At 64.8% G+C, this 12,509-nt stretch carries 9 protein-coding genes; 4 read left to right on the top strand and 5 right to left on the bottom strand.

Going from position 1 to position 12,509, the window contains the following annotated elements; all coding sequences use genetic code 11:
- The first annotated feature begins 68 nt into the window (after nucleotides 1–68).
- Nucleotides 69–1,406, top strand: a complete 1,338-nt coding sequence (locus tag C163_RS02915; RefSeq protein WP_025337569.1) for an MATE family efflux transporter — start codon at nucleotides 69–71, stop codon at nucleotides 1,404–1,406.
- Between the two features lie 81 nt (nucleotides 1,407–1,487).
- Here C163_RS02915 and C163_RS02910 read toward each other — a convergent pair whose 3' ends face one another.
- The 5 genes from C163_RS02910 to C163_RS02890 all read right to left on the bottom strand — a co-directional run bounded on the left by C163_RS02910 (nucleotide 1,488) and on the right by C163_RS02890 (nucleotide 6,565).
- Nucleotides 1,488–1,943, bottom strand: coding sequence for a transposase (locus tag C163_RS02910; RefSeq protein ID WP_025337568.1), 456 nt, complete (start codon nucleotides 1,941–1,943; stop codon nucleotides 1,488–1,490).
- A 280-nt stretch (nucleotides 1,944–2,223) separates the two neighbouring features.
- Nucleotides 2,224–4,137: an arginine decarboxylase gene (speA, locus tag C163_RS02905; RefSeq protein ID WP_025337567.1), complete on the bottom strand. Its 1,914-nt coding sequence runs from the start codon at nucleotides 4,135–4,137 to the stop codon at nucleotides 2,224–2,226.
- Nucleotides 4,138–4,289: 152 nt separating this feature from the next.
- Complete coding sequence (locus tag C163_RS02900) at nucleotides 4,290–4,661, bottom strand: translation initiation factor Sui1 (RefSeq protein ID WP_003257057.1); 372 nt, start codon at nucleotides 4,659–4,661, stop codon at nucleotides 4,290–4,292.
- A 297-nt stretch (nucleotides 4,662–4,958) separates the two neighbouring features.
- Entirely contained in the window at nucleotides 4,959–5,495 is a 537-nt protein-coding gene (locus C163_RS02895; protein WP_025337566.1) for an NUDIX hydrolase, read from the bottom strand.
- Nucleotides 5,496–5,497: 2 nt separating this feature from the next.
- On the bottom strand, nucleotides 5,498–6,565 hold the full coding sequence (locus tag C163_RS02890; protein WP_013970713.1) for a DUF2333 family protein: 1,068 nt from the start codon (nucleotides 6,563–6,565) through the stop codon (nucleotides 5,498–5,500).
- A 248-nt stretch (nucleotides 6,566–6,813) separates the two neighbouring features.
- On the opposite strand from C163_RS02890, the gene C163_RS02885 reads away from it, so the two are divergent.
- From C163_RS02885 to C163_RS02875, 3 genes are all read left to right on the top strand, one after another.
- Nucleotides 6,814–8,172 (top strand): diguanylate cyclase, encoded by a 1,359-nt coding sequence (locus C163_RS02885; RefSeq protein ID WP_025337565.1) that lies wholly within the window; start codon nucleotides 6,814–6,816, stop codon nucleotides 8,170–8,172.
- Nucleotides 8,173–8,415: 243 nt separating this feature from the next.
- Entirely contained in the window at nucleotides 8,416–10,377 is a 1,962-nt protein-coding gene (locus C163_RS02880) for a methyl-accepting chemotaxis protein (RefSeq protein ID WP_025337564.1), read from the top strand.
- Between the two features lie 275 nt (nucleotides 10,378–10,652).
- Nucleotides 10,653–12,425, top strand: coding sequence for a protein-disulfide reductase DsbD (locus C163_RS02875; RefSeq protein WP_025337563.1), 1,773 nt, complete (start codon nucleotides 10,653–10,655; stop codon nucleotides 12,423–12,425).
- Nucleotides 12,426–12,509: the final 84 nt, after the last annotated feature.

Raw genomic sequence — 12,509 nt, 5'->3', positions numbered from 1 at the left:
TTCCTGTAGGAGCGGCCTTGTGTCGCGAAAGGGCTGCGCAGCAGCCCCAGGATTCCCCAGGACACCCGATGACCTCACTGACCACCGACTGGCAGCACCGCCCCACCCACCACAAGGTCTGGGCCCTGGCCGCGCCGATGATCCTGTCCAACATCTCCGTGCCGCTGGTAGCCCTGGTCGACAGCACGGTCATCGGCCACCTCCCCCACGCCCACCAGTTGGGTGCCGTAGCCGTGGGCGCCACGCTGTTCACCTTCATGGTCGGCCTGATGGGCTTCCTGCGCATGGGCTCCACCGGCTTCGCCGCCCAGGCCGCCGGCCGTGGCGACGGTGCAGCGCTGCGCCAGGTGCTGGTACAAGGGCTGCTGCTGGCGGTCGGCTTCGCCCTGCTGATCGGCCTGCTGGCTCTGCCCTTCAGCCAGCTGGCGCTGCAGGCGATGCAACCTAGTGCGGCCCTGCAGCAAGCCACCGAAGACTTCTTCCATACCCGCCTGCTCGGCCTGCCCGCGGCACTGGCCAGCTACGCCCTGGTCGGCTGGTTCCTCGGCACCCAGAACGCGCGGGCGCCGCTGGCCATCCTGCTGACCACCAACCTGCTGAACATCGCCTTGAACCTGTGGTTCGTGCTTGGCCTGGGCTGGGGCGTGCTGGGTTCGGCGCGGGCATCGGTGATTGCCGAGTGGAGCGCCGCCCTGCTCGGCCTGGCCCTGACCCGCCCGGCCCTGCGCGCCTACCCGGGGCAGATCGTGTGGGCGGCGCTCAAGCGCTGGCAGGCCTGGCGGCCGCTGCTGGCGGTGAACCGCGACATCTTCCTGCGCAGCCTGGCGCTGCAACTGGTGTTCCTGCTGATAACCGTGCAGGGCGCTCGCCTGGGCGAAGCTACCGTGGCGGCCAATGCCCTGCTGCTCAACGGCCTGCTGCTGACTGCCTATGCGCTCGACGGGTTGGCGCATGCGGTGGAGGCCCTGTGCGGCCATGCCATTGGCGCCCGCGACCGCGACAAATTGCGCCGCTCGCTGGTGGTGGCCTGTGGCTGGTCGCTGATCACCAGCCTGGGGTTTGCCGGGTTATTCCTGCTGGGAGGGCACGTGTTCATCGATTTGCAGACCGACATCGAGAGTGTGCGGGAAGCGGCCTATCCGTACCTGCCGTACCTGGCATTGCTGCCGTTGATTGCGGTGTGGAGTTACTTGCTGGATGGGCTGTTCATTGGTGCGACCCGGGCGCGGGAGATGCGCAATGCGATGTTGCTGTCGGTGCTGATTGCGCTGCCCTTGGGAGTGCTCATGGGTGGGTTTGGCAACCATGGGTTGTGGTTGGCGTTTCTCGGGTTCATGGGGTTGCGGGCGGTGACGTTGGGGTGGGTGGGGTGGCGGTTGCAGGAAAAAGGTGAGTGGATTCAGTAATGCCGGGGCCGCTTTGCGGCCCATCGCGACGCAAAGCCGCTCCTACATGGAGACGGCCTGGTATCGCGATCACCTGCGGATTCACAGCCACACACAATCCCAATGTGGATAATCACCAGCCCGCCGCACCAGGCCAGCCCGAATGGGATTGGCGATGATGTAGCGGGCAGCGGCCTTTACATCCTCCTCCTTGCGCAGCGCCCGGTCGTAAAAGCCGGGTTGCCAGATGTGATGTCGCTCGGCACCTGTACGGTAGAGCGCGCAACTGCTTCGCGACTTGAAGGCACACATGAGTTTACCCAGGCTGGTCGGGCCGAGCTCGATAAGCCAATGCAAATGGTCCGGCATCAAGACCCAGGCTAGCGAACGGCAACTCCCCTCTCGATCACTCAGCCGCAATTGCTGAATGGCCGAACGCGCAAACCAGAGGTTCTCGAATAAGGGGAGGCGATGGCGTGTGATGGTGGTTAGCAGATAGAGCCGGCCTGGCTCTGAAAAGCGCCCTTGGCGCAAGCGATGGTTGCCGTGACGATCCATGTCGACTTCCTTTGAACATTGCATTCACAGGATAGGCGTGGCGATCAAAGGCACCGCCGGTGGATCATTACCGAGTATGACGCGGTGAGGGCTGCGCCCTCAGATCGCGACACAAGGCCGCTCCTACAACAGCTCGCGCCCCAATGTGGTTTCGCGATTTTCCGCGATACCGCAACATGTGGTTTCGCGATTTCCCGTGATACCGCAATTCCATGTGGTTTCGCGGTCCCCTGTAGGAGCGGCCTTGTGTCGCGATGGGCCGCAAAGCGGCCCCCGAGGATCACGACGACAGGTACGAAGACCGGGTCAGACCAAGGCGCAACGCATCCAGGAACTGGGTCCGCTCCCGCGCAGTGATCTTGGCGCTGGCCACCTTGTCACGGTAGTGCGTCATCAACTCCTCCGGCGACAGGTGCACATAGCGCAGCATGTCTTCGATGGTGTCGTGGGTCTCGATACCGGCGTGGTACACGCTACCGTCGGCGTTCTGGTAGATGTTCACCGAGTCGGTGTCACCGAACAGGTTGTGCATGTCACCGAGGATTTCCTGGTAGGCACCGACCAGGAACACACCCAGAAGGTAGTCCTCGCCCTCCTTCACCGCATGCACCGGCATGCTGGTCTCGATACTCTGCTCGTCGACGTACTGGTTGATCTTGCCGTCGGAGTCGCAGGTCAGGTCCTGCAGCACGGCACGGCGCATCGGCTCTTCGTCCAGGCGGTGCAGCGGGATGATCGGCAGTACCTGGCCGATGGCCCAGGTGTCCGGCAGGCTCTGGAACACCGAGAAGTTGCAGATGTACTTGTCGGCCAGCTTGTCGTTCAGCTCGTCCAGCACCTGGCGGTGCGAGCGCTGGCGGGCTTTCAGCGAGTTGTGCAGGCGGCGGCACACGGCAAAGTAGCACTGCTCGGCCAGGGCCTTCTCGGCCAGGCTGATCTTGCCATCGGCATACTGCGCAGCCACGTCACCCATGTAGTGGGTGGCGCGCCAGTAGGTCTCGGTCACCATCTCGATGTCGGTCGGGCCGAGCAGGTCGACCAGCCACTGCACCGTCTCGGGCAGGGCTTCCTTGTTCTCGATGGTCGGCACGTCGTCGTTGTGCTTCTCGACGTCGGTCACCTGGATCACCAGCATGGCGTGGTGCGCGGTCAGCGAACGGCCGCTCTCGGAGAAGATGTGCGGGTGCGGCAAGCCCTGCGCGTCACAGAACTCCTTGAGCATGCCCACCACCACGCCGGCGTAGTCGTCCATGTCGTAGTTGATCGAGCTGGCATTGCGCGAGTGGGTACCGTCGTAGTCCACGCCCAAACCACCGCCAACGTCGATATGGTCGACTGGCAGGCCCAGCGCACGCAGCTCACCGTAGTAACGGATGGCTTCCTTGAAGCCGTGCTGGTAGTCGGCCAGGTTGGCGATCTGCGAACCCATGTGGAAGTGCAGCAGGCGGATACCCTGGTCCAGGCCGGCATCGCGGAAGCGCTGCACCACCGAGATCAGCTGGGCGGCGGACAAGCCGAACTTGGACTTCTCGCCACCGGTGTCGGCCCACTTGCTCGAGGCCAGCGACGACAGGCGCACGCGCAGGCCGACCTGCGGCTTGACCTTGAGCTCGGCAGCCTCATCGATCACCAAGGCCACTTCCGACTCTTTCTCGATGACGATGAACACGTTGTGGCCGAGCTTCTGGCCCATCAGCGCCAGGCGGATGAACTCGCGGTCCTTGTAGCCGTTGCAGACGATGGTGCCGCCCTTCGGCGCCAACGCCAGCACTGCCAGCAGCTCGGGCTTGGAGCCGGCTTCCAGGCCAATGGAGACGTTCTGCGTGGCGATGATGTTTTCCACCACCGCTTCCTGCTGGTTGACCTTGATCGGGTACAGCGCGGTGTACTTGCTCTGGTATTCCAGGCGCGCGATGTTGGCATCGAAGGCGCCGGTCAGCTGGCGTACGCGGTCCTGCAGAATGTCGGGGAAGCGCACCAGCAATGGCAGCGACAGGCCGCTCTGGCGCAATTCGTCGACCTGTTCGAACAGGTCGATCGGTGCGCTTTTGGGGCCGTTGGGGCGTACTTCGACGCGCCCGGCCTCATTGATGGCGAAATAACCAGCGCCCCAATGGCGGATACCATAAACACTGCGGCTGTCGGCCACGGTCCATTGGCTACCATCGTCTTTGCGTGTGCGTCGTACGGACATTCAAGTCCCCTATAGATAAGTCGAAGACACTGCCCCGCAAGGAGGCGGGCGCAGTGTAAAAGCCAAAAATGACGATTCGTCCGTGCCCTGGGGTAGACCCTGGTCACGGCAACGAGTTTAGAAAGCACTGGGCAAAAAATCGCGTGGCCGCATCAGCCGCCGGACTTTTTCGCCTTGAAGCCCTGCTTGGTCAGCTCACCGATCAGCAGTTCGACATGGTCGCCCTGGATTTCGATGACCCCATCCTTCAGAGCGCCACCGGTACCGCAGCGGCGCTTGAGGGTAGAGGCCAGCTCCTTGAGCTGATCGAGCGGCAGCGGCACGCCGGTGACGGTGGTCACGGTCTTGCCGCCGCGGCCCTTGCTTTCGCGGCGCACACGGGCAATGCCATCGCCTTCGGGGATGACCTGCTGCTTGCAGGTACAGGCATCCACCGGCTGGCTACAGTCGGGGCAGTGCCGACCGGTGTCGGTGGAGTAAACGAGACCGCCAAGGGCGGCGAAGGAAGAAGCTTTCTTGGCCACTTTTGTTCCTCTGTGCTGAGGACAAAAACTGGTCGGCCCCAGGGGGTTGAGCCCGACCGCGAAGCCCCACTCTGGCAGGGGCGGCGCTACTGCCGCAAGACCTGCGGCAGCCCGAAAAGGGCGCGCAGTGTAACGATAAATCCGGCTGTTGCTAAGTACTGGAATGCGGCATTTTGCGAATGTTTTGCGACTATTCGCGGGCACGCCCGCTCCCACAGGTACGGCGCCGCTCTAGAACACTGCACTGTCCCTGTGGGAGCGGGCGTGCCCGCGAAAGGGCCGGCACTGCCAAGACAACTATCCCAGGCTGGCTTTATAGCGCTGCAACGCCGCCAACGAGTCCGGGCAATACGGCTTGGTCAGGCTTTCTTGCTCAGCCTGCTCCAGGCCAATGAAGCGTGCCTCGATCACCTCTTCCGGCTGTAACCGCAACGGCGCATCCGACACCGCCGAATACACCGCACACCACAAGTGGTTATCCGGCTGGTCAAAGTAGAACCGCTCATGAAAACGCAGCTCCACACCGTCGATCCCCAGCTCCTCGGCCAGCTCCCGCGCCGCCGAATCGGCATACGCCTCCCCGGCCGTCACCATTCCGCCTGCCGCCACATCCCAGTACCCCGGGTACAGCGCCTTGCTCAGGGTGCGCCGGTGCACGCACAGCTCACCGGCACTGTTGAACAGCAGAATGAACGTGCAACGCCCGATCAGGCCGCGCTCGCGCAGTTCGGCGCGGGGCAAGGCCCCCAGCACCTGGTCGGCTTCGTCCACCCAGGTGACCAGTTCTCGGTCGGAAGCCGCCCGGTGGGCGGCCTCGTTCGGGCTGATCGCCATCATCAACCCTGCGACAGCAGCTGACGCAGGTCGATGACCGCCGCGTTGGCCCGGGAAATGTAGTTGGCCATGACCAGCGAGTGGTTGGCCCACATGCCGAAGCCGCTGCCGTTGAGCACCATCGGGCTCCACAGGGCTTCCTGCGAGGCTTCCAGCTCACGGATGATCTGACGCACGCTGACCGTGGCGTTCTTCTTCGCCAGCACGTCGGCAAAGTCCACCTCGATGGCGCGCAGCAGGTGCGACAGCGCCCAGGCCTGGCCACGGGCTTCGTAGAACACGTTGTCGATCTGCAGCCATGGGGTTTCTACCAGCTCCTCGTCCACCTGCGGCGCCTGGCCGGCGACCAGCGACTCGGTCTTCAGCGTGGTATTGAGCTTGACCCGGCCAACGCTGGCCGACAGGCGCTGCGACAGCGAGCCCAGGCGGGTGGCCACATCACCCAGCCAGTTGTTCAGGTTGTCGGCACGGGTGTAGAAGATCGCGCCCTTGTCGCCGGCAGCCAGACGGGTCTGGTAGCGGGTCAGCGACTTGATGCCCTCTTCGAACTCCGACTCGCTCGATGGCAGGATCCAGCTCTTGTTGTCGAAGTTGAAACGCGGCTCGGCCTTGGCCAGGTCGGCGTCTTCGGTCGACTGCGACTGCGAACGGGCGAAGTCCTTGCGCAGGGCACGGGACAGGTCGCGCACCTGGACCAGCACGCCATATTCCCAGCTCGGCATGTTGTCCATCCACAGCCCTGGCGGGAAGCGGTCGTTGGAAATGTAGCCACCGGGCTTGTTCAGCAAGGTGCCGGCCACTGTCTTGAGGGTTTCGATAGTGGTGTAGCCCACCACCATCTGCTGGCCGGTACGCTCGGCTGCGGCCTGGGCGTTCTGCTGCACCGGGAACAGCTCCGGCTCCTGGCTCCAGTACCAGCCCAGGCCGATACACACCAGCAGGTACAACCCGATCAGGGTCCCCAGGGCACGGCTCCAGAGGCCGCCAAGGTAGCTACGGGCGGCGGCGCCACGGCCGTCGACACGCTCGCGGGGCTCGGCTTTGGCCTCGCGGTTTTTCCAGTCCAGCATGGCTTTGTCCTTAATCAGTCACGACGGTTCAGGGGCTTGGACCACAGGCCTGCGCCAGGGTGCCACGGCAAGCCCGCGTGGCAGCACTATAAAGCAGACACCGCCTTACGCATAAGCGACCAATCGGTCAGCAACTGAATATTCGTTCTGGCCGCTTTGTTGATGCAGCGCACTCACGCGCCTGAAAAGAACTGCTAGCATAGAGCCATCATTGCCCCTGCACACCCCAACCTACAAGTAGCCAGGACATGAGCCAAGCAGCCGAGCCGAGCCCGCTGTGCCCCGCCCAACAGCTGACGCGTAGCGGCCTGCGCAAGGACGACCCGCTCGACCAGGTGCTGCTGCCGCCCCTGCGCAAGCCGGTGTACATCCTGCTGCAGGACCACGAACGTGCCCAGCGCCTGGCCCAGCAACTGGAATTCTTTGGCCTGGTGGCGCAGGCGCTGGCCAGTGCCGCGGCGTTTCTGGCCTCGATCGGCGAATACCCGCCTTCGGCCATCATCATGGATGTCGACTTCAACGGTGCTGGCCAAGGCCTGCTGCTGGCTGCCCAGGTGCAGCAGGGGCTGGCCCGGCATATACCGCTGCTGTTCTTCAGCCACCACGAAACCGACACCCCGACCCGCCTGGCCGCCGTGCGCGCCGGTGGCCAGGACTTCCTCACCGGCACCCTGGAAGCCTCCAGCCTGCTGGAAAAGGTCGAACTGCTGACCAATGCCACCCAGCACGACCCGTTGCGCGTGCTGATCATCGACGACTCGCGCACCCAGGCGCTGTACACCGAGCGCGTGCTGGCCGGCGCCGGCATGCTCACCCGCAGCCTGACCGACCCGATCCGCACCATGGCCGAGCTGGCCGACTTCCAGCCCGACCTGATCATCCTCGACCTGTACATGCCGGCCTGCACCGGCCCTGAGCTGGCCAAGGTGATCCGCCACAGCGACCGTTATGTAAGCGTGCCAATCATCTACCTGTCTGCCGAGGACGACCTGGACAAGCAACTGGATGCCATGAGCGAAGGCGGTGATGACTTCCTGACCAAACCATTTCGCTCACGCCACCTGATCACCACCGTGCGCAACCGCGCCGCCCGCGCCCGGCACCTGAAGGCGCGCATGGTGCGCGACAGCCTGACCGGGTTGTACAACCACACCCACATCCTGCAACTGCTGGAAGACTGCAGCTTCCGCGCCCGTCGCGAGCAGCAGCCGTTGAGCTTTGCCATGCTCGACATCGACCACTTCAAGAAGATCAACGACCGCCACGGCCACCCCATGGGCGACCGGGTGATCAAGAGCCTGGCGCTGTTTCTCAAGCAGCGCTTGCGCAAGACCGATTTCATTGGCCGTTACGGTGGTGAAGAGTTCGCCATTGTCATGCCCAATACCGCGCTGGACGCGGCGCACAAGGTGCTGGACGAAATCCGCCGGCGCTTTGCCGAGATTCTCTACCCGGCGCAGCCGCGGGACTTGCAGTGCACTTTCAGTGCCGGGGTGGTGCAAATGGATGAGGGGTTGGATGCGCTGACCATGGCCAGTGCGGCGGACGAGGCGCTGTATCGGGCCAAGCATGCCGGGCGTAATTGCGTGGTGCGTGTAGAGCCCTGAGTTCTTCGCCTGTACCGGCCTCTTCGCGGGCTTGCCCGCTCCCACAGGGATTACGCTGCATTCAGGTCTGGTAGATATCCTGTGGGAGCGGGCGAGCCCGCGAAGAGGCCAGTACAGGCAATACAGATACAGGCACTGTGCCACTTTTTTTATGGCGCCAACCCCCTGTCGTCATCACCCCGTCACAAAATCGCAATAACTTCAGCCACCGACCTCTCCCCTCCCCGCAGGAAGCTCGCGGCTATGCGCCTGAAGTGGCTGACCAATTTCAACACCCTCTTGCTGGTAACCGTGTGTATCGCCCTGGGCGCCACCCTTTGGTGGTCGCAGCGGGCCCTTGAGCGCCCCTACCAGTTGATGGAGCGCTACCTGGGCCTGTCCCAGCAGTTCCAGAACCAGGCGGCCCGCAACATCCAGGCGTACCTGGGCAGTGGCGATGCCCTGCGCCACGCCGCGGCGATGGAGGCCAACCAGCAACTGCAGGCCGCGCTGGCCGAATGGCCCAGCGAACTGGCCGACAAACTGCGCCCCAGCCTGGACAGCCTGCAAGCCTTTACCGCCGAGGAGCTGCTGGCCGCCGGCAAGCTGGCCGGTGACCCGCAAGCCCTGCTGCTGCAGGCCGAGCGGGAACTGGGTGCCAACTTCGAACAACTGGCCGGCTACGCCCGCGACAGCGGCAGCGCCGACGCCAACCGCTACCTGGTGCCACTGCTCGACGCCACCGTGCACCTCGGTCGCCTGTCGCTGGCCCGGGACAAGCTGGTCAGCAGCGGCCGCCCGGAGCTGGCCGACGAAGTGGAGCGCGAGCTGCAACTGATCCGTGCACAGGCCCAGGCGATCGACGCCTTGCCCTTGCTGGGCGTAACCCGTAGCGCCGAATCCGGTGCCGACGACTTCGCCGCGATGATGGGCCTGGAAACCCAGGCCAGCGCCCAGCAGGAAGACATTGCCGTCGGCCTCAAGCGCGAACTGCAGAGCCTGCTCGGCCGTTACCCGGCCGAACTGCAGCGCACCCGCGAACAGATCGAGCGCCGCGTCGCCCTGGCGGCCAGCACCGGCCAACGCCTGGAGGCCGTGCAACAGGCCATTGCGGCGCTGGAGCCCGAGGTACGCGCCCAGCATGGGAAAATTGCCGGCGAAGTGCGCATCATCCAGGGCCTGATGATCGGCCTGATCCTGCTTATCGCCCTGCTGATCGACACCTTGCAACGCCGCCTGGCGCGCACCCTGACCGGCCTGGCCCCGGCCCTTTCGCGCTGGGCCGAGGGTGACTTCGCCGAGGCCATCGCCCTGGGCAGGACCAACCGCGAACTGCGCGACATCCAGGAATCGCTCAACCGCCTGCGCCAATACCTGGTGGAATTGGTCGGCACCATCCGCCACAACGCCGAGCAGGTGGCTGGCAGCAGCCACGCCCTGGCCGGCATGAGCGCCGCCCTGCATGACGGCGCCGAACGCCAGGCCGGCGACACCGGGCAGATCCGCGATGCCTTGGGTGAGCTGGAAGCAACCATCCAGCAAGTGGCCGGCGACGCCAGTGCCGCAGCCGACGCCAGCCGCGATGCCGGGCGTGCAGTGGAGCAGGGCCAGGCGGTGATCGGCCAGAGCCTGTCGGGCTTGCGTGAGTTGGTCGACGAGGTGCAGGGCAACGCCCGCATGATCGAACAACTGGCGGAGGAGTCGGCCACCATCGGTGGTGTGCTGACGGTGATCCGCTCGATTGCCGAGCAGACCAACCTGCTGGCGCTGAATGCCGCGATCGAAGCGGCCCGCGCCGGTGAGATGGGCCGTGGTTTCGCCGTGGTAGCCGATGAGGTGCGTTCGCTGGCACAGCGCACCACCGGAGCGACCGGCGAGATTCAGGCACTGATCGACCGCTTGCAGCAGGCAGCCAGAAGTTCGGTGGCCGGGATGCGTGCGCAGCTTGAGCATGCCGAGGCCACGGCCAACCAGGCCCAGGCGGCGGACGGGGCGCTGGACGAGATCGTCTGTGCCATTCGCACCATTTCGGACACTGCGGTGCGGATTGCCGATGTCACGGCGCAGCAGAGTGGTGCCGTGAGCGAGATTCGCGACCACAGCGAGCGGATTCATGAGCTGGGTGAGGACAACCTGCAGCGCATTGGCGAGGGGCGCGAGCAAGGCGAGCAGCTGCTGAGCCTGGGTGGTGAACTGAACCGGGCGGTGCGGGCCTTCAGAGTCTAGGTTGGCCTGTACCGGCCTCTTCGCGGGCATGCCCGCTCCCACAGGAACCTCGCTGCTTCAGGCTTTTCGTTGACATGTACCGGCCCTATCGCCGGTACAGGCATCCCATCGAACCCAGCAGCAGCGCGGTCCTTGTGGGAGCGGGCATGCCCGCGAAGAGGCCGGCACAGGCAGCACATGAGCCAGCGGCCATGTGTCGCCCCCGCCACCAGCATGGCCCCAACCTGCACCAACTCCGCTATCATGCCCAGCACGTTCCACCTCGCGAGTCCGCCATGCGCCGCCTGTTTTTCCTGCTGTTCCTGCTGCTGGCCAGCCCTGCCTTCGCCACGGGCCTGCTCGACAACCGCCCCAGCGCCACCCTCGGCGCAGCTTCGCTGGCCAACAACGCCGACTTCCTGCCGGTACACGAGGCCTTCAAGCTCAGCCTGGTCCAGGCCGATGCGCAAACCATCAAGCTGCGCTTCGTCGCTACCGACGGCTACTACCTCTATCGCCACCGCTTCCAGTTCCGCACCGAACCGGCCGACATTGCCCTGGGCACACCAAGCATCCCCAAGGGCGAGGCCAAGCACGATGAGTTCTTCGGTGATGTCGAGGTATACCACGGCGTGCTCGATATCGAACTGCCGCGCAACGACTCGCGTGCCTTCACCCTGCTGGTGGGCTACCAGGGCTGCGCCGACAAAGGCCTGTGCTACCCGCCGGAAACCGAACGCCTGAGCATCGATGGCGAAGGCGGCGCAAGCACCCCGGCCAGCGCTGAACACGCCTGGACCTGGAGGTCGCTGCTGCTGTTCTTCCTCGCCGGGGTCGGCCTGACGTTCACCCCCTGCGTGCTGCCGATGCTGCCGATCCTTTCCGGCGTGGTGCTGCGCGGCCAGGCTGGCGGCCTGCGCGGTTTGGCGTTGTCGCTGGCCTATGTGCTGCCGATGGCGGCCAGCTTCGCGGTACTCGGTGCGTTGATGGGGTTGTTCGGCGCCGGCCTGAACCTGCAGGCGCGCCTGCAATCGGCCTGGGTGCTGGTGCCCTTCGCGCTGTTCTTCGTGGTGTTCGCCCTGGCCATGTTCGGCCTGTTCGAACTGAAACTGCCGCAAGCCCTGAGCAACCGCCTGAACAATGTCGCCAGCCACACCCGGGGCGGCTCGCTGCTGGGCGCGGCAATACTGGGCGTACTCTCCAGCCTGCTGGTTTCGCCCTGTGTGTCGGCGCCGCTGGCCGGTGCGTTGCTGTACATCAGCGCCAGCGGCGATGCCCTGGGCGGCGCATTCAAGCTGTTCGCCCTGGGCCTGGGCATGGGCGCACCATTGCTGCTGGTGGCTACCGGTGGCGCGGCCTGGCTGCCGAAAAGCGGCCCTTGGCTGAACTCGGTGAAGAACGCCATAGGCGTCCTGCTGCTGGGCTTGGCCATCGGTTTGCTCAGCCGTGTGCTGCCAGGCCCGCTGACCTTGCTGCTGGTCGGTTTCCTCGCCGCTGGCGTGGCGCTGTTCCTCGGTGCCCTCGAATTTGTCGTCAAGACCGCGCGCCAGCGCCTGGCCCAACTGCTCGGCCTGGCCTTGCTGGTGTACGCCCTGGCCTGCTGGTACGGCGCCCTCAGCGGCCACGGCGACCCACTGCGCCCGCTGCCGCCGGCAACCCTTGTGGCCACCGGCAACGGGCCGGCGGTGCAGGCGGATAGCTGGCAGACCATCACTACCCCCGCCGCACTGGACGCAGCCCTGGCCCAGGCCAAGGCGGCCGGCCAGCCGGTACTGCTGGACTGGTACGCCGACTGGTGCATCAGCTGCAAGGTGATCGAGCGCGAGGTGCTCACCGCCCCACAGGTGCAAGCGCAACTGGCTGGCTTCAAGCTGCTGCGTTTCGACATCACCGAAAGCAATGCCGAACAACGCAGCCTGCTCGACCGCTACCAGCTGTTCGGCCCTCCCGCCCTGTTGTTCTTTGCCGCGAACGGTAGCGAAATAACCGCTGATCGGGTCATTGGCGAGATAAATGCCGGTGAATTCGCGCAAATTCTGACACGCGTGCGCGGCAAAGTCGGTCTATAACTTCCCGCGAGCTGTGAAAAATCCTGTAATCAGTGACCAAATTTAATTATTTGGTCACATACTTCGCGCGAACCTCGGACATCG

Source organism: Pseudomonas sp. FGI182 (assembly GCF_000511325.1).
Taxonomy (GTDB): domain Bacteria; phylum Pseudomonadota; class Gammaproteobacteria; order Pseudomonadales; family Pseudomonadaceae; genus Aquipseudomonas; species Aquipseudomonas putida_Z.
The sequence above is the reverse complement of the archived record's forward strand: the minus strand, read 5'-3'. Positions and strand labels throughout refer to the sequence as shown.